This is a genomic window from Musicola keenii (genome assembly GCF_014855505.1).
GTDB classification, from domain to species: domain Bacteria; phylum Pseudomonadota; class Gammaproteobacteria; order Enterobacterales; family Enterobacteriaceae; genus Musicola; species Musicola paradisiaca.
The window spans coordinates 94,082-110,460 of sequence record NZ_JAAWVW010000002.1 but is presented as its reverse complement, the minus strand read 5'-3'; the positions used below and the strand labels follow the sequence as shown (position 1 = coordinate 110,460).

Genomic DNA, 16,379 nt, shown 5'->3' with positions numbered 1-16,379 from the left:
GTCTTCATCGGCGCGCCTCCAGCTCGCCATAAACCGCATCGCGCAGCGCCGTGACGAAGCGGCCAGACATGCCTTCGTATAGTGTGTTGGTCAAGGCAATCACGCTCACCCCTCGAGCCCGATCCACGAACCACGAGTGGCCGTAGGCGCCTCCCCAACGCCAGGTGCCTGCTGATTCTGGTGACGCCGCGCGCTGAGGGTCACGCAGCACCGAGAAGCCCAAACCGAAGCCGAAGCCAGGAGCATCGGGCAGTTCGCGCCCGCCAGTTTGGTCACGGCCCATCTCTTCGACCAGTTCGTCCGGTAGCAATGCACCGCCGCCTTGGCGCAGGGTGTCCAATAAGCGCATTAAGTCCTCGGCTGTACCGGCCATACCGGCGCCGCCGGACGGGAAGGCTTGGGCGTCAAAGATACGAGCCGGGCTGTAGGCAATGCCGAGCGCTCCTTCGAAGGCCGATACGGTTTCCCCCTCAGCCAGCCGGTGCGGCTGCGGTGTGTCGTTGACATAGGGGGTGGCCACGCGCGGCGCATCACGGGCGACGAAGCCGGTGTCGGCCATACCCAACGGGCCTGTCACCAGTTGTTTTACCGCCAGGTCTAACGGTGTGCCGTGGACGCGGGCAATCAGCGCGCCCAACACATCGGTTGCGAGTGAATACCCCCAGGCGGTACCCGGCGCGTACAGTAGCGGCACACCGGCCAACCGACGCAGGTTCTCCCCCAGGGTGATGCCGGACGCATCCATGCCATCCGATACGCCAGCCTGGGCATACGGTTCGTTTGCGGCTGTCTCGAAGAACCGGTAGCCCAGACCAGCGGTGTGACTGAGCAGTTGCCGCACAGTAATGCGTGCGGGGCTGCCATCGCCAAGTCTCGGTTGGAATTCAGGTAGCCAATACTCAATGCCCGCGTCTAGGTCGAGCCGGCCTTGCGCTATTAGCGCCATTGCCGCTGTAGAGACGATGGGTTTGCTCACTGAGGCTAGCCGGAACACCGTCTCGGTAGTCATGGGCCGCTCACTTTCGCGGTCGGCGAACCCCGCAGCCTGCCGGTGGATCAGTTTCCCATCCAGGGCAACCAGTACGGCGGCGCCGACCAACCGTCGATCATTCAGGGCTTGCTGAACGACAGCCTGAATACGTGCGGACAGCGGCGCAGGTGAAACTCCTTGATACCGCGGGAATAGCGCGTTCGTCATGATCAATACCTCGATTCAATAGAAAGTGCCTTGACGATAGAAAACGCTTGATTAAAGAAAAAGTAGGCTGTAGTTCCTTGATGTGCGGAACAAAGTGTCCGCAATCAAGAAGGGAGACGGTGATGGAAAGTCTGAATGGCTTTGTGGTGTTTGTGCAGGTGGCCGAGACGCGCAGCTTCGTTGCTGCCGGGCGATTGTTGGGTGTATCGGCCTCGGCGGTGGGTAAAAGCGTCGCGCGGTTGGAAGAAAAATTGGGGGTGCGCCTGTTTCACCGCAGCACACGCAGCGTCACGTTAACGGCTGAGGGCTCGCTGTTTCTTGAGCGCAGCCGCCGTATCCTCGCCGAGATCGACGCGGCGGAACAGGAATTGTCCCAAGCCAGTTCGGTACCGTGCGGCCGTCTGCGCGTGAGTCTGCCGCTGGTTAGCTCGTTGGTGTTGCCGGTACTCGGCGAGTTCATGCGCAAGTACCCTGAGATCGAGCTGGATCTGGATTTCACCGACCGCCTGGTCGATGTTATCGAGGAGGGTTTTGACGCTGTGGTGCGCACGGGCGAACCGGTGGACTCCCGCTTATCAGCACGACGTATTGGCTGCTTTAAAACACGATTGGTGGCTTCGCCTGATTATCTTGCGCGTCGAGGTACGCCTATGGTGCCAGCCGATTTGCGCCAGCACGTCTGCCTGCACTATCGCTGGCCCAACAGCGGCAAACTGGAAACCTGGGCGTTGAATCCAATGCTCGGCGAACCTGAACTGCAACTTCCCACCTCGATGGTTTGCAACAACATCGAGACGCGCTTGTGCTTTGCGCTGCAAGGACTAGGAATCGCCTACTTGCCGGACTTCGCCATCCAGGAGCCGTTGGCTGATGGTCGGCTGACGCTAATTCTGGCCGATCATGTCGAGCACACCGGCGTGTTTCATGTGCTATGGCCAGCGAGCCGCCATCCCTCGCCGAAGGTGCGAGTGCTGGTGGATTTCCTCTGTGAGCGGGTGTTTCCCGAACGTCGTACCAAGCGGTGTCAAGGCGTCCGATGCTAGCCGCAATGATAGGCGGTTAGCCGAATGTCGGCTGGGCCTGCAAGACAGCAGTAAAGGTCCGTTTCGACGGCACTGGCTGCGGATGTCTCAGCGACGTTTTGCTAAAACGTGATTTTGCGTCTTGCATGGCCCAAGGAGGTGTCAGGGTGAAATAAAAATGCGGGGCTGCTTCAGGAAAATCAACGGACAGCCTGGACAGGCTGGATCCAGCGGATGATCCGTGGCACGCTTGCGCCCAATCCAAACCGGCGCGTCAGCACAGGAGTCCCCTCATGAAAGCCCCCATCGCCGAGAAACGTCCCCATGCTTTAACCCTGCACGGCGATACCCGCATCGATAACTATTACTGGATGCGTGATGACGATCGCGAAGACCCCGCCGTTTTGGCTTGGTTGCAGGAGGAGAATCGCTATAGCGAGCAGGCGATGGCGCCGTTCGCCGCCGTGCGGCAATCGCTGTATGACGAAATGGTGGCGCACGTACCGCCGGCGGACTGGTCGGTGCCTTATGTGAAGCGCGGCTACCGTTACCAGAGCCGGTACGAGCCGGGTAAAGAGTACACCATTCACCAACGTCAGCCGGAGTCGGAAAGCGACGCCTGGCAGATTTTGCTGGATGGCAACCAGCGGGCCGCAGGGCATGAGTTTTATCAGTTGGGGGCGCTGGCCATCAGCCCGAACACCCGTCTGATGGCGGTAGCGGAGGACGTGTTGTCGCGCCGTCAGTACCGTGTCACGGTGCGCGATCTTGCCAGCGGCGAATGGCTGGCGGACAAGCTGGAGAATGTCTCTTCCGCTGTCGAGTGGAGCGCGGATTCGCAGACGTTGTATTACGTTCGCAAACATCCGCAGACGCTGTTGCCTTATCAGGTCTACCGTCACCGGATGGGGGATGACCCGGCACGGGATGAGCTGGTGTATGAAGAGGCGGACGATGCGTTCTATTTAAGCCTGGATAAAACCTTTTCCGAGCGCTATATCCTGATTTACCTCAGCAGCACCACCAGCACGGAAATCCTGCTGTTGGATGCGGACGACTCGCATGCGGTACCGCAGGTCTTCGTGCCCCGCCGGCCTGATCACGAGTACGAACTCGACCATCTCCACGATCGCTTTTATGTCCGCTCCAACCGCGGCGGCAAGACGTTTGGGTTGTATCGCGCCCTTGATGCCGGAGAGGATGCCTGGGAAACGCTGGTGCCGCCGCGGGCCGGGCGGGTGCTGGAAGGGTTCGTGCTGTTTGATGACTGGTATGTGGTGGAGGAGCGGGAACAGGGGTTGACGCATCTGCGCTATGTGAATTGGCAGACGGGCGTCGATCGGGCGATCGCCTTCAACGATCCGACATACGTCGCCTGGCTGATGTTTAATCCGACGCCCGAGACATCGCGGTTGCGCTATGGCTACTCGTCCATGACGACGCCCTCCACCGTGTACGAGCTGGATATGGCTACCGGCAACCAGCAGGTGTTGAAACAATCGGACGTCAAGGGGTTTAGCGCGGATGACTATCGCAGCGAGCGGTTGTGGCTCGCCGCCCGCGACGGCGAGCCGATCCCAGTATCGCTGGTGTATCACCGTCGTCATTGCCAGTTGGGAAAAAATCCGCTGCTGGTTTATGGCTACGGCGCCTACGGCAGCAGTATGGATCCGGAGTTCAGCATCAGCCGGCTCAGCTTGCTGGATCGCGGGTTTGTTTTCGCGCTGGCGCATATTCGCGGTGGCGGCGAGTTGGGGCAGCGCTGGCATGATGGCGGGCGCCTGCTCAACAAAATGAATACCTTCACGGATTTCATCGACGTAACCCAGGCGCTGGTGGCGCAGGGGTATGGCGACGCTGGGCAGGTGTTCGCCATGGGCGGCAGTGCCGGCGGTTTACTGATGGGGGCAGTGGCCAATATGGCGCCGTCACTGTACCGGGGAATGGTAGCGCAGGTGCCGTTTGTGGATGTAGTGACCACCATGCTGGATGAGTCGATTCCGCTGACCACCGGGGAATATGACGAGTGGGGCAACCCCAATGAAGAGGCCTGCTATCGCTATATTCTCCAGTACAGCCCGTATGACGGCGTGACGTCGCAGGCGTATCCGCATTTACTGGTCACGACCGGGCTGCATGATTCCCAGGTGCAGTATTGGGAACCTGCCAAGTGGGTGGCGAAACTGCGCGAATTGAAAACGGATGATAACTTGCTGCTGCTCTGCACCGATATGCGGGCCGGTCATGGTGGTAAATCTGGTCGTTTTGCTGCTTTCGGGGATATTGCGCTGGAGTATGCTTTCTTGCTGATGGTGCGCGGTCAGGATGCAGCGGAGGCTGGCGGGAAGGCCTGAGACTATAGCGGAGCCGGGCGGTGCATCAAACCCGACACACTGTGTCAGGCGGATTCGCCGTCCGGCTCCTCACTGCATGAGGCGATTCAGGAATAGCAACATGCAGGTTCCGCAATTTGACTGACGCACACGGGTGCTGGTGGTTGTCTCGATCAGTCAGCGCCATTCAGCGGCAGGGCAGGTCATTCGGGCACTGAAGTGCGGGGAGGGCGCTGTCGTCGCCGGTTACGCAGGAACTCAGTTGCTGTCGGGTTGCGGCTGAGCTCGTTTGGCGCGCTTTTCCGCCCGTTTTTCTGCGGCGGTTTTCAACGGTTTTTTCTTGCCGTCTCGCTTGCGATCCATTCCTTTACTCATTTTTGTTGCCTCGCTAGATAAAAGGTAGGTTTGCCCGTTTATTAACCTCCTGTTCGTTGAGCGATGCAAGTAAAAAAATGCGCTTTACCGGCGAGGAATATTCTGGAATGACAAGGTGTTTGTAGTGATTTAGTCCTGCGGATGAAGGATGAAAATACACACGCTCGGGCTGGTGAAAAAAGCGTTGGCTATCAATGGGGCCGTAAACAACGTGTCGGCGATGTCGCCTTCATCCGCCGGTTAGCGCCGTCGTGGGGAGGAGCCCGCCGACAGCGCCAGGTATTAAGTGGATTATTTCGCTTCAGGATCGTAGGGCAGGGTCGAGAATTGATGGGAGATTCCCCGATAATGGGCAAGCCGTTCGCGGAAATAAGCGCGCAGTGCTTCGGGCTGTTGTTGTTCGATCTCTGCCGCAATCACCGGCATATTGTAGCGCTCGCGAAAAGCAATACCGGATGCCGCCAGATCCACATTCACTCTCTCCATCTCTTCGAAAGAAAGTTCGGCCAGATTTTGTGTCATGATCTCCTCCTGTCGGTTGCGCCACAAGGTAATGCAGAACGTAGAGGTTGGCAAATGCTGCGTCGACACACCAGAAAGAAGTGCGTATGCTGCGCCGTTAATGATGACGCTTCCCCCCGAAGAACAGACAATGCCGAAGCCTACGTTTTCTTTCTGGATGAACGACGCCGGGCGGCGTCGCCCGCGTGTATTAACGGCCGGTGATGCCCTGGCCGCCGTTGTAATGTGAGGCGAATCATGACGCCAGAATGGTTTTATGTGCTGCTGCGCTGGGTGCACGTTGTTGCGCTGATGTTGCTGGCTGGTGGTGCGTGCTATGGCGCTCTGTTGTCCCCGCTGGCGTATCGCGCTCGTCTGCAATATCAGTTGCGGTTCCTGCTGATGATCTGTTGCGGCGTCACCTTGTTGAGCGCCGGGGCATTGCTGGCGCTGCAGCTGGTGTTGATGAGTGGCGACTGGCTTAATCTGCGTGATCCTGCGGTGTGGCAGGCGGTGCTGGATACCCGGTTCGGTCAGGCATGGCGCTGGCAGCCGATCGCCGCGTTGCTGGGCTGCCTGTCGTTTTTGTCGTCGGGAGTGATGCGGCAGCGGCTCGTGTTACTGATGGCGCTGGCGCAGCTGGTCGGCATGGCGTTCACCGGGCATGCTGCCGTGCTAGAGGGCGGGCTAGGGATGTTGCAGCGCGCCAATCAGGCGTTACATCTGATCTTTACTGCGTTCTGGGTCGGCGGATTGCCGCCATTGTTCTGGCTGTTAAGGGCGTCAACGCATCCGCAATGGCGGGATATGGCGATCCGCACCATGCTGCGTTTTTCCTGCGTGGCGCACTTCGCTGTGGCGGGTTCGATCTTGACCGGGATGATAAACGTTGGTTTTATTTCTGGTTGGCCGCTGGATTTTTCTTTACGATATAACCAGTTACTGGCGCTTAAAGTCGTGCTGGTGGTGTTGATGGTCGGCATAGCACTGTTTAACCGCTACTGGGTTGTACCCCGATTTCGTTGCTGTACTCGCTGGGCGGAGCGTTGGTTTTTCCGCCTGACGAGTACAGGCATGCTCTTGGCGTTACTGGTGTTGGTGCTGGTTAGCGATTTTGCCACCCGTTCTCCCGGCTAAGTCGTCATCGCGTTTCCTGCCTGCTGCTGTGTGTGGTGGAATCGCGACTGAATAATTCGGAGAGGATCTCTTCTCAATGGGCGACACCCGCAATAACAATAATTTCCATCGGGCAAGATGCGTTAAATATAGATGCCATACTGCACGTTGCAGGTGTATTGGTTGCGTTTGTTCACCCGAATCTTTTATCCGGAGGAGTTCATCGGGGTACACTCTCTGGTTGCCTTCCAGCAGCAAAATTATTGGGGGGATACATGATTCGGTATCAGAAAAATGAAAATAATTATCAATGAAAAGTGATAACGCTTTGAATTTAAGCTGAATTATTTGATGCTTTGGTTAATTTTTGTTTGTGGTTTTGTTGTTTCAATGCATAATTTCCCGTGTCAATCACCTGCCAGTAAAATAAGGAACGGCTATGTTAAAAAAAGAAATGATCCAAAAGTTGAATGAACAACTTAATCTGGAGTTTTATTCAGCCAATTTGTATTTGCAGATGAGCGCCTGGTGCGGCGACAAAGGGTTTGAAGGCGCCTCCGGTTTCCTGAAAAGTCATTCCCGTGAGGAAATGGAACATATGCAGCGCCTGTTCGATTACCTGGATGACACGGGAAGTTTACCGGTGCTGGGCGCTATCGCCGCGCCGCCGGTGGATTTCGCCTCATTGCAGGAGGTTTTCACATTGACTTATGAGCATGAGCAGTTGATTACCAGCAAGATTAATGAACTGGCCCATGCCGCCATCACGTTGCAGGATTACTCCACCTTCAATTTCCTGCAGTGGTACGTCGCTGAACAGCACGAAGAAGAGAAACTGTTCAAATCGATCCTCGACAAGCTGGGTATGGTCAACGCCAACGAAGGCGGGTTGTTCTTTATCGATCAGGATCTGAAAAAAATGGCGACGCCATCAGCATAACCGTGTCGTGCGGCAATACCGCCGGTGGTCGTCGGTATTGCCATGTTTGCACCATGACGTAACCGTTCCGCAAGTTTTCCCCTCCCGTCTTGTCGTCCATGCTGTCCGTGTCACCCGTTGGCTCGACTTCCCCCGTAGCTGCCGTTATCATCCGCGAAAACCGTATACATGGAATGAATGATGAAAAAGTTCGTATTGAAAAGGTTCGTTTTGTCACTGGTGCTGACGACGCTGTCTGCCAGCGTGTGGGCTGCGCCCAGGATTGCCAATCTTAGTAAACTGGAATATGGCGCCCGTTGGGCGTTCAATCGGGAAGAGGTGCAGTTGATATGCCGCCCCGGTAATGCGTTGTATGTGATAAACCCCAGCACGCTGATGCAGTATCCGCTCAACGATATCGCACGCGAGCAGGTTCGCTCAGGCAAGGTCAACGCCGCCGCATTGGATGTGATACAGCTGGACGACCCGGCGCAACCTGGCCGAAAAATCAGCCTGCAGCCCTTTATTGAGCGTGCACAGATGCTGTGCCAGTAAAGCAACGCCCTCTGTTTCAGCATACGCCAAACACAAGATCCGCAGAATGCGAGCCTGAAATGGCAATCATTTCAGCTTTGCGCGTGTTGTCACAGAGTGTACTGAATGTTGCGGAAAGGTGCAGGGGGAATAATGGGAAACTGGAAATTGGAAACGAGTCGTCTACGCTTAAGGTGCGGGTCAGAACATGGCCTGCACAAATGCCAACTTTTAGCGCACGGCTCTCTCCCAAGAGCCATTTCCCTAGACCGGATACAGGAATCGTATTCGGTCTTTTTTTTATCCATTGATTCTTAAACTAAAAAGAATCATTCCCGCCTCTGGCATGAAATGCTGACTCCGGGCTAAATGATGATTTATTTTTTCATGAAGATCGGGATAGTTATCTTCCACCTGCATAGTGTTATCACCGACCAATTTTGGCATGCATCCGTTTTTGCATTCCTTTCTGCCGGCAACCCGGTTGGCCATGTAGCCATGAAATGTAGATAAGTAGGGTATTGCTAACCTGCGATTTTTCCTAAACCCTGTTGAAATGCAAGGAGAATAATGCCGAAGAATATCCCGAAGGCAGTAAAAACGGATAGTGCCGTTATTGCATTTTTAATTAAAATAAAAAGAAATCTTGCTAAAAATAATCATACATGCGTTAATGCTGCGTCGGTTTGATATACAGACATTAAAGCACGTTAGTAAAGCAGCCATAATTCAAGAGTTATCCATAGATACCCCTTCTTTTTGTGCCTCCTATATTTAAAACGCTAATTAAAATCTGTCATGCAGGCCATATCGCCGGAAGGCTCTATATATTAAAGGTAATCTCTATGTCTAATAAAATGACTGGTTTGGTAAAATGGTTTGATGCGGGTAAAGGCTTCGGTTTTATTACTCCGGATAACGGTAGCAAAGATGTGTTCGTACATTTTTCCGCTATCCAGTCTGATGACTACAAAACGCTGTACGAAGGCCAGAAAGTGGAATTCGTGATTCAGCAGGGCCAGAAAGGGCCTGCGGCTGGCAACGTTACCGTACTGTAAAATTGAGAAATGATGCTTAACTTGCGATAGCGATGATGGTGTAAACCGGAGCAGTCAAGATAAGTTTCTATTAAACCCTGGTGTAAAGCCGGGGTTTTTTGTTGTCTATTTACAGTGTAATGAAACGGTGAAGTCGAAAATGATGACTTCCTGCAAGGGTCATTGCGATTTTCGTCAACCGAGTATATTTTTCGCTATGAGTAGAAAAATTAAAAATAACGGGGAATTCGGTTACGACCCAGTTTTCGGGACGACATGGTATGTGGTTAAACGAGGTGGATTTATTATGAAAAATAATTTGATTGAGCGTTCAAACTGACATTTCCTAAGCAACCGGATATTAATGTAACCAACAATATTTTCATAACCGAAGGCGGCTATTCGCAACGTGTCGGTGATAATCATTGCCATAAAAGATAATGCATTAAGCGCCTTGAGCCCCAAATGTCGTTATCGCAAGAAGAGCCCAGTACCGTCGTCCAACGACGTTTTCGCCATTCGGTCGCCTGGTTGGTGGCATGACCGGCGCGCAGTGCGCCGGCAGCGGCATCTGGAAGTCATCATCCCGGTATGAACTTATGCATACAGCGATTTTTCTCCCACCGGCCGGGTTTTAAAGCGTCGGTGAATCCACAGGTATTGCGCCGGTGCGCGCAGGATTTCTTTTTCAATCACTCGATTTATATACGCCGCAGCGGCGGATTCATCACTCTTGGGATAATCCATCAGTTCCGGTTCGATGAATAGCCGATAGCCGCTATTGTCTGATTTTCGAATCAGCGTGATGGTCAAAATGGCGGCATTCGAGAGCCGGGAGAGCACATAGGTGCCGTTGGTGGTGGCTACGCTGTTGACAGCGAAAAACGGCGCGAAGGTGCTGCCTTTAGGGCCATAGTCCTGATCGGGCGCAAACCAGACCGCTTCTCCCTGTTTGAGGGCTTTGACCATTTCTTTCAGATTGCGTCGGTCAATCATCGCTTTATTCGAACGCATCCGGCCGCGTGTCTGCACCCATTCCAACAACGGGTTATTGTGCGGGCGGTACATGGCCATCATGGGTTGACACAGCCCCATCACCCGGCCGCCGAGATCCAGCGACATAAAATGTACGCCGACGACCATCACACCGCGCTTATTCTGCTGCGCGTCACACAGGTTGCTGTAACCCTGCACATCGAACCAACGACGGATGCGGCGATCCGGCCAGAACCAGGCCATGCCTGTTTCCACCAGCGCCATGCCGAGAGAAACGAAATTTTCATCGATCAGTTTTTCCTTTGCGGCGTCGGAATAGGCCGGGAAACACAGATCGATATTCCGCCTGGCGATGCGTTCCCGCCTTTTCAACAAAGGGCGTGCCGCGATTCCGGAATATTTACCCACGCGCACCAACCAGGGGTAGGGAAGCTGAACCAGCAGAAACAGAACGATAAGCCCGCACCAGAGCAGCCAGTAACGGGGGTGGAAGAAAGCGCCTGAAAAACGAACCGCTTTGTTCATGGTATTCCTTGTATCATCAATGAGCTATGACATGAAAAGCTATACAGCATGGTGAGTTATGTTGGGTGTTAGAGTATGCCTGTCGCATAAGATTCCATGGTGCAATGTGGAGAATTAAGAAAGAGGGATTGGGATGTGCTGAATGAATCCAACGTGCTTTGATTTTCCGTGTGCACGATAGCACAAAATGCATACTCGGCGATAAGTCCGGAGCAGGCGATTACGTGAAATTTACATTGGCTATGCGGCGCGTCGGGTGGCGCGTATCACGGCTGTTCGCTGGCGTGGCGCTGGGCGCGGTTGGTGGAATACTCCCAAATAGGGCGGGGTACACATTTTTTCCGGGAGGAATCGACTAGGCTTTATCCTGTTGCTTGTTGATGTCAACGCGGTAGGCAACACGTTTGCGGTTAACCATGACTAACCAGAGGACGTTTCATGTTTCCAGAATATCGCGAGTTGATCTCTCGTCTTAAACTCGAGCACCCCCGCTTTATGCTGTTGTTTGAACAACATAACCAGCTTGACCATGATATCGCCCGGCTTGAAGGGGCTAACCGTCAGGGGTATGGCGATGAAGTCGTCAGGCTCAAAAAAGAGAAGCTGCATCTGAAAGATGAAATTTACAAGATCTTGCAGGAGGAAAGTGTTCATCCTACGGCCTGATGTTGCTGGCTTTTGGGTTTATTGATAATGAAACCGCCGCGTTGCCCAGCCTGCGGCGGTTTTTTATGACTCACTCAACCGCCTTGTGAGCGTGGTCATCAACAGGTTTCAGCGCAGCCGGATTGTCGTTGGCGTTAGATCAAACAGAATGGTCGGCGATTTCTTTCTAACGTGTTGAATATTCCCCTTGAGGTGCAATCAACATCACTTTTGGTGACGCTGGAATGCTTGTCATCATTCTTGTTAGTGTAAATATTCGAATTGCTATTCGCTTTATCAATACCTACTCACCATGTCCGATTATTGAGTATTTTTTTGAGAAATATCACAGCAGGTGGTCGGCATTATTACCTTTAATATAACGGCAATTATTTCGCCTCACAGGCTAATAATATTTTCCTCTGGAGGATGAAATGAAACGAATTATGCTCACGATAATGTTTGCGTTAACGGGTTTTCTTTTCCTGAATCAAGCTGAAGCGAGAAATATGCGGCTCAGTGATGATCAGGTTAAACAAAAAATAATCGATGAATCGATAGCCGGATATTCCGGCACATGCGCCTGCCCGTATAACTCAGCCAGAAACGGCAGCACCTGCGGCGGTCGCAGCGCCTGGAGCCGCAAGGGTGGCGCTGCGCCGACGTGCTATAAAAATGAAGTGACGAAAGAGCGTGTAACCCGCTGGCGTCAGCAAAATAACGTCGCACCACAGTGATACCGATACCTCCGTTATCCCGCACCTGGCACGGTAAATCTGCACGGAATAATGATAACAGTGATAGTTGTGCGTCTGCTATATCATGAATAATGCGAGTTGCAGGCAGTGACGCCGTGAATCCCTGTTGCTTATGGCGATAAGCGACAGGGAAGCGTGAAGAACATCTATGCATTAGCAACGTGAACCCCCGTGAATGCAAAACAATTCGATGGGCAAGTGTTAACATCATCGTCTGGAATAACTGTCCGTCGGAATAACAACAATGCCATTCATGGATGAAAGAAATAGCATGGATTATTATTCACTAAAAAAGATATTCTCTGGGCTTCCTCATGTTGATGAACCAAATTATAAAGAATTAGAAAGTTTTATGACCATCACAACGTCAATATTCTCTCCACATTGCCCTGGATGATTTCCTAATTGATTGAGAGTGACGGTTTCGACGGTATGTCGGAATTTGTTCATCTTCATGAAGGCAGGCGCCTATATCTAAATAAAGATTGCATTCGGTTTATAGAGAAAACCGGGATTGCTATTTCTGAAAAAACCTACGCGACCGTTACCCGCAATACGGCGCCGGGCGGCGTACTGGATATCCCTTCCGGATGGGGATATTCCTGGGATTACGGAGCGTCGCCGCCAGATCCGTGCGGGCTCAGGGCATCGGTATGCATCAGATCGCGCGGGATGTTGGCGCTATTGCGCCACAGCCACCCAGCCACGGTGCATAATACGCGCGCGGTTGACAGCAACAGCGCGGCCGGTGCCGCAAGATGGAAAGTGCGCAGCAACGCCCACCAGAGTACCCAAGCCATATCGCGGATTCTTTTTATGCCAGGGGATGGGGGTTTTCGAACCGTAAGCGAGGGAAGCATCCAGGTGTTCGTCGGGGCCGACAATGAAGGAACCGTTCCTCTCTGGGGAACGGTTCCTTCATTGTGCATGGCAACGCGCTACCAGAAAACCGCGCGTGCGGATTGCCATACCCGCCGTTCCGAGACACCATGGCCGCTCTTGTTGTCAACGAAGAAGGAACGGGCATGAAGGGTGAACATCGCTATGCGGTTAAAGTAACGTGGGAAGGCAATGTGGGCGCCGGTACGGAGGACTATCGGGCTTACGGTCGTCAGCACCGAATCAGCGTACCGGGCAAACCGGATATTCCCGGTTCGGCGGATCCGGCGTTTCGCGGCGATGCTGGGCGCTGGAACCCGGAGGATCTGCTGGTGGCTTCGTTAAGTGCCTGCCATAAACTCTGGTATCTCCATCTGTGCGCCACCTCCGGCATTTCGGTGCTCGCCTATGAGGATGAGGCGCTGGGTGTCATGCAGGAGGACGCGGCGCGAGGCGGTTATTTTTCCAGCGTGACATTACGGCCGGTAGTGACCGTACGTGATGGCGACGATCTGGCGCTGGCGCTGACGCTGCATGAGCAGGCGCACCATCTCTGTTTTATCGCCAATTCGGTGAACTTCCCGGTGTCCTGCGAACCGCAGGCGCGCTATGCCGCGTGAGAGTGAAAAGGCCGCCGGGCGGCGCTGGCCGCCCAGTTAAGCGTGGTTGCGCCGGGGAAGCGCAAAGGGATATTTCCGGCGGGAAACGTTGCCCATCGATCGCGCCAGCGGTGTCTGGGGTTCAGTGACAAGTATGACCGCCGGGTGGCGGTCATGGCAGGTATGGTAGGGGAAGTCAGCGGCGCCGATGAGACGCTCAGATGTGCTGGGTGGGAAGGGCGGCGGCGCTGGCCTGTTGCTGGCAGGCGATGATGCTGTCCACCTGATCGGCGCAGTCGGCCAGCGCGGCCTCGGTGTCGTCCAGTTGGCTATTCAGATCGCCGTTGGTCTGTGGGCTGGCCGCCGGAAAGCGACAGGGCGTTAGTCTGGGACAGCCATTCACGGTAAGCGTGACCGCCGGTGAGGGTGGGGCGCTGGCGCAACCGGATAATATCAGCAGGCAAAGCGGTATCAGCCCAGCGTTTAAGTGCATCGTTCTCATGTTGTAACCTCACAATGGTTTTTTGACGTTCGGAGAGCGCAGCCTGGGTATCGGCCGCCAGTTCGCGCAGTCGCGCCTGTTCGTTGTTGGTCTGTTCGGCCTGAACGGCCAATGTTGTGAGTTGACGGGATGTTGCATCCAGTGTGGTTTGTTGCAGTGCCAGCGTTTGCGCCTGCTGTTCGTTGAGCAGCCGTGCATTGTGCAGCCGCCAGGATTGCAGGGCGATACCGGAAGCCAACGTCAGCGCCGCTGCGGCGGCAATTAACCAATCTTTCATGCCAGCCTCCCGCCGAATTGTTGATAACAGGTCAGCAGCCGGGCGAGGTTGTGCTCCCGCTGTCCGTAACCCGCGCCCGGCAATGATGCCCAGATGTTGTTGCACAGGCCGATGGCACAGGCGATGCGGCCGGCAATCACGGTGTCCAGCGCTTTTTGTTCGCGGATGAGCTGGATCGCCAAGGTGTCCTGCGAGGCGGGGCTGAAGTCCGGCAGTCGGAGTTGGTTCTTGTAAGCGGGCCAGTAGCGATAGAGCTGTTGGTAGCGTCCGGCGGCGGTGGAGCGCTGCCCCTGACGATTGAAGACCTTGGCGGGGCGTCCGTCGGCGAAGGGATGGTCGTGATAGTCGGTAAAAATTTCCGGCTTGCCGTCAATGCCGGTGACGATCACGTCATAGCCGCGGTTTTGCGTCAGCGGGTGTGTAGCGGTGCCTTCGGAAAACGCCAGCATGTCGAGGAAGGCGGTGATGTTGGGGTGATTATTGCTCATCGTGTTTGTCCTCCTGGTTGGCATTTTTTTCATTCATTTGCCGGATACGGCGCTGGATGATCAGTTCGATGGTTTGGTAGCCGGCGATGCCCAGCGCAGCGCCGATACCGTTAATCGCCACGGGCGATAGGTCGGGAAACTGCACCAGCGCGATCCCGGCCATCATCGAGACAAAACCGCCCAGCAACACCCGGCCGACGAACAGCCGTAGAGTGATGGGCTCGCTGCCTGCCAGCACTTTGCCGACGGCAATCAACATGCCGATGATGAACAGGGAAATGAGGTTTTTGTCTGTTTCGTTCATGGTTGGGTCCGGTAGTGAGAAGGTTGCGGTGTTAGCACAGCGACATTCGGACGAGAATTGCGCCGCATAGTGTTGGGCTGTGCACAGACCTGCATTAAATCAGTTCGCCGCCGGACGAGAGCGCGATGGCGGTTGGTTTGTTATCCAGCAAACAACGGACGGCGTGGGTGAGCGTAAGTCACGCTCAATACGCTGCTTTATTCTTCAAAACAGTAGGGTGTCGGTCGAATGGTGGACGATGGGTCAAGCGGCGGACGATGAAGACGACACGAGCGGCGTGCCGGTGAAACCGTCTGGGCGGTGATAACGAAAGGTTGGGCGGTGGGGGCCGCCCGGTGCGCGATTCAGTTCGTCAGGTCAAGCCGGGCGGCGGCCTGTTCCGTCATCTGGCGTCGATGTGCGGTGAAGTCGGCGATGCTCGTTTGAACGCTATGGGTGATGTCCTCGGGTGCGGTGCGAGGCGAACCGGCATTGAACGGCGGGTGTGGATCGTACTCCATTTGTAGCTGAATGCGCTGGGCAAGCTCCGCCCCGTAAATATCCGCTACGACGCTGAGGGCAAAATCGATGCCGGAGGTAACACCCGCGCCGGTGATGCGGTTCCTGTCTCGAACGACTCGCTCGGCGACCGGCTCCGCGCCGAGTAACGCCAGTTGATCCAATGCCGACCAGTGGGATGTGGCCCGGTATCCCTGCAGCAAGCCGGCCGCGCCCAACACCAGCGACCCGGTGCATACCGAGGTGATCCATCGGGCCTGAGCTGCTTTGTGCCGCAGGAACGTCAGCGTTTGCTCATCCGCCATCAGATCAATTTGGCCGGGGCCGCCGGGGACGCAGATCAGATCAAGGTCGGGACAGTCGTCGAAGGTGGTTGACGGCATCAGACCCAGCCCGCGATCGGAGCTGACCGGCGCACGATCTTTCCAAATCAGATGCACGCTAGCCTGCGGTATCCGGGCGAATATCTCGTAGGGGCCGGTCAGGTCGAGCTGCGTTAAACGGGGAAACAGCAGTAGTCCAATGGACAACGGGGAAATAGGTGACATGAGTGCGATCCTTAGGCGGTCTGGCGCCGTGCGATACTGGCAAACGTCATCGGGGATGGCGACTCGGAGTGAAAGGCGTATCGTCAATCGACACCGTGTCGCCGCCCGATGCCGACGAATAGACGAATATCGTTCGGGAGTATGATGTCATTTTCGGGAACACGACACAAAGGCTACCATCGCCGGGCGCGGGCAGCGGCTTTCTGACGCCGGTACGACGGCAACGTTGCCGCGTTCTGACGGGAGGCTGGCGCCGCTGATGTGCGAAAAAGACAACGCCGGGCAGGAAGCGCGCCCGGCGGAACGACGACGCACATATATGCCT

The 16,379-nt window shown here is 55.0% G+C and carries 18 protein-coding genes and 1 pseudogene; 9 read left to right on the top strand and 10 right to left on the bottom strand.

All coding sequences use genetic code 11. The features are described 5' to 3' along the window. Positions 1–4: 4 nt before the first annotated feature. Complete coding sequence (locus tag HEP82_RS02780) at positions 5–1,198, bottom strand: serine hydrolase domain-containing protein (protein ID WP_192456683.1); 1,194 nt, start codon at positions 1,196–1,198, stop codon at positions 5–7. Positions 1,199–1,320: 122 nt separating this feature from the next. Here HEP82_RS02780 and HEP82_RS02775 point away from each other — a divergent pair, with 122 nt between their 5' ends. Next, positions 1,321–2,241, top strand: coding sequence for a LysR family transcriptional regulator (locus HEP82_RS02775; protein WP_192456682.1), 921 nt, complete (start codon positions 1,321–1,323; stop codon positions 2,239–2,241). A gap of 272 nt (positions 2,242–2,513) precedes the next feature. Continuing rightward, positions 2,514–4,574, top strand: a complete 2,061-nt coding sequence (locus tag HEP82_RS02770) for a S9 family peptidase (RefSeq protein ID WP_192456681.1) — start codon at positions 2,514–2,516, stop codon at positions 4,572–4,574. Between the two features lie 645 nt (positions 4,575–5,219). Here HEP82_RS02770 and HEP82_RS02765 read toward each other — a convergent pair. After that, positions 5,220–5,450: a DNA polymerase III subunit theta gene (locus tag HEP82_RS02765; RefSeq protein WP_192456680.1), complete on the bottom strand. Its 231-nt coding sequence runs from the start codon at positions 5,448–5,450 to the stop codon at positions 5,220–5,222. Between the two features lie 237 nt (positions 5,451–5,687). On the opposite strand from HEP82_RS02765, the gene copD reads away from it, so the two are divergent. The 4 genes from copD to cspE all read left to right on the top strand — a co-directional run bounded on the left by copD (position 5,688) and on the right by cspE (position 9,056). Further along, positions 5,688–6,566, top strand: coding sequence for a copper homeostasis membrane protein CopD (gene copD / locus HEP82_RS02760; protein ID WP_192456679.1), 879 nt, complete (start codon positions 5,688–5,690; stop codon positions 6,564–6,566). 418 nt (positions 6,567–6,984) lie between these two features. Further along, positions 6,985–7,485: a non-heme ferritin gene (ftnA, locus tag HEP82_RS02755; protein WP_015853820.1), complete on the top strand. Its 501-nt coding sequence runs from the start codon at positions 6,985–6,987 to the stop codon at positions 7,483–7,485. A gap of 195 nt (positions 7,486–7,680) precedes the next feature. Continuing rightward, positions 7,681–8,019 (top strand): YebY family protein, encoded by a 339-nt coding sequence (locus tag HEP82_RS02750; RefSeq protein WP_023638320.1) that lies wholly within the window; start codon positions 7,681–7,683, stop codon positions 8,017–8,019. 824 nt (positions 8,020–8,843) lie between these two features. After that, positions 8,844–9,056 (top strand): transcription antiterminator/RNA stability regulator CspE, encoded by a 213-nt coding sequence (gene cspE, locus HEP82_RS02745; protein ID WP_015853818.1) that lies wholly within the window; start codon positions 8,844–8,846, stop codon positions 9,054–9,056. Positions 9,057–9,632: 576 nt separating this feature from the next. On the opposite strand, the gene lpxP is transcribed toward cspE, so the two are convergent. Continuing rightward, positions 9,633–10,556: a kdo(2)-lipid IV(A) palmitoleoyltransferase gene (gene lpxP, locus HEP82_RS02740; protein ID WP_192456678.1), complete on the bottom strand. Its 924-nt coding sequence runs from the start codon at positions 10,554–10,556 to the stop codon at positions 9,633–9,635. A gap of 438 nt (positions 10,557–10,994) precedes the next feature. Between lpxP and HEP82_RS02735 the strand changes: the two genes are divergently transcribed. Both HEP82_RS02735 and HEP82_RS02730 read left to right on the top strand, forming a co-directional pair. Then, complete coding sequence (locus HEP82_RS02735) at positions 10,995–11,222, top strand: YdcH family protein (RefSeq protein WP_015853816.1); 228 nt, start codon at positions 10,995–10,997, stop codon at positions 11,220–11,222. 437 nt (positions 11,223–11,659) lie between these two features. Continuing rightward, positions 11,660–11,938 (top strand): hypothetical protein, encoded by a 279-nt coding sequence (locus tag HEP82_RS02730; RefSeq protein WP_225622297.1) that lies wholly within the window; start codon positions 11,660–11,662, stop codon positions 11,936–11,938. Between the two features lie 629 nt (positions 11,939–12,567). Here HEP82_RS02730 and HEP82_RS02725 read toward each other — a convergent pair. Further along, positions 12,568–12,759 (bottom strand): hypothetical protein, encoded by a 192-nt coding sequence (locus HEP82_RS02725; RefSeq protein ID WP_192456676.1) that lies wholly within the window; start codon positions 12,757–12,759, stop codon positions 12,568–12,570. Between the two features lie 225 nt (positions 12,760–12,984). Between HEP82_RS02725 and HEP82_RS02720 the strand changes: the two genes are divergently transcribed. Beyond that, positions 12,985–13,458 (top strand): OsmC family protein, encoded by a 474-nt coding sequence (locus tag HEP82_RS02720; RefSeq protein ID WP_192456675.1) that lies wholly within the window; start codon positions 12,985–12,987, stop codon positions 13,456–13,458. Positions 13,459–13,654: 196 nt separating this feature from the next. Here the strand turns inward: HEP82_RS02720 and lysC are convergent, their stop codons facing one another. From lysC to HEP82_RS02695, 6 genes and pseudogenes are all read right to left on the bottom strand, one after another. Then, the gene (gene lysC, locus HEP82_RS19915) at positions 13,655–13,939 is read right to left on the bottom strand and encodes an Rz1-like lysis system protein LysC (RefSeq protein WP_225622284.1); all 285 of its coding nucleotides are present in this window, start codon (positions 13,937–13,939) and stop codon (positions 13,655–13,657) included. Further along, positions 13,866–14,216 (bottom strand): annotated as a pseudogene (lysB, locus tag HEP82_RS02715) (Rz-like lysis system protein LysB); the annotation flags it as partial. The pseudogene lysB and the gene lysC, both read right to left, overlap by 74 nt. Continuing rightward, positions 14,213–14,704 carry a glycoside hydrolase family 24 protein gene (locus HEP82_RS02710; RefSeq protein ID WP_192456673.1) on the bottom strand — a complete coding sequence of 164 codons (492 nt, stop codon included), beginning with the start codon at positions 14,702–14,704 and terminating at the stop codon, positions 14,213–14,215. The gene HEP82_RS02710 and the pseudogene lysB, both read right to left, overlap by 4 nt. Then, entirely contained in the window at positions 14,694–15,008 is a 315-nt protein-coding gene (locus HEP82_RS02705; RefSeq protein WP_192456672.1) for a phage holin family protein, read from the bottom strand. Before HEP82_RS02705 ends, HEP82_RS02710 begins: the two co-directional genes overlap by 11 nt. A gap of 344 nt (positions 15,009–15,352) precedes the next feature. Then, entirely contained in the window at positions 15,353–16,054 is a 702-nt protein-coding gene (locus HEP82_RS02700; protein ID WP_192456671.1) for a DJ-1/PfpI family protein, read from the bottom strand. Positions 16,055–16,201: 147 nt separating this feature from the next. Then, positions 16,202–16,369, bottom strand: a complete 168-nt coding sequence (locus HEP82_RS02695) for a hypothetical protein (protein WP_192456670.1) — start codon at positions 16,367–16,369, stop codon at positions 16,202–16,204. Positions 16,370–16,379 lie beyond the last annotated feature (10 nt).

Coding starts and splice junctions, on each gene's coding strand:
- HEP82_RS02780 (WP_192456683.1), bottom strand. CDS start 1,198: ATGACGAACGCGCTATTCCCGCGGTATCAAGGAGTTTCACCTGCGCCG.
- HEP82_RS02775 (WP_192456682.1), top strand. CDS start 1,321: ATGGAAAGTCTGAATGGCTTTGTGGTGTTTGTGCAGGTGGCCGAGACG.
- HEP82_RS02770 (WP_192456681.1), top strand. CDS start 2,514: ATGAAAGCCCCCATCGCCGAGAAACGTCCCCATGCTTTAACCCTGCAC.
- HEP82_RS02765 (WP_192456680.1), bottom strand. CDS start 5,450: ATGACACAAAATCTGGCCGAACTTTCTTTCGAAGAGATGGAGAGAGTG.
- copD (WP_192456679.1), top strand. CDS start 5,688: ATGACGCCAGAATGGTTTTATGTGCTGCTGCGCTGGGTGCACGTTGTT.
- ftnA (WP_015853820.1), top strand. CDS start 6,985: ATGTTAAAAAAAGAAATGATCCAAAAGTTGAATGAACAACTTAATCTG.
- cspE (WP_015853818.1), top strand. CDS start 8,844: ATGTCTAATAAAATGACTGGTTTGGTAAAATGGTTTGATGCGGGTAAA.
- lpxP (WP_192456678.1), bottom strand. CDS start 10,556: ATGAACAAAGCGGTTCGTTTTTCAGGCGCTTTCTTCCACCCCCGTTAC.
- HEP82_RS02735 (WP_015853816.1), top strand. CDS start 10,995: ATGTTTCCAGAATATCGCGAGTTGATCTCTCGTCTTAAACTCGAGCAC.
- HEP82_RS02730 (WP_225622297.1), top strand. CDS start 11,660: ATGTTTGCGTTAACGGGTTTTCTTTTCCTGAATCAAGCTGAAGCGAGA.
- HEP82_RS02725 (WP_192456676.1), bottom strand. CDS start 12,759: ATGGCTTGGGTACTCTGGTGGGCGTTGCTGCGCACTTTCCATCTTGCG.
- HEP82_RS02720 (WP_192456675.1), top strand. CDS start 12,985: ATGAAGGGTGAACATCGCTATGCGGTTAAAGTAACGTGGGAAGGCAAT.
- lysC (WP_225622284.1), bottom strand. CDS start 13,939: ATGAGAACGATGCACTTAAACGCTGGGCTGATACCGCTTTGCCTGCTG.
- HEP82_RS02710 (WP_192456673.1), bottom strand. CDS start 14,704: ATGAGCAATAATCACCCCAACATCACCGCCTTCCTCGACATGCTGGCG.
- HEP82_RS02705 (WP_192456672.1), bottom strand. CDS start 15,008: ATGAACGAAACAGACAAAAACCTCATTTCCCTGTTCATCATCGGCATG.
- HEP82_RS02700 (WP_192456671.1), bottom strand. CDS start 16,054: ATGTCACCTATTTCCCCGTTGTCCATTGGACTACTGCTGTTTCCCCGT.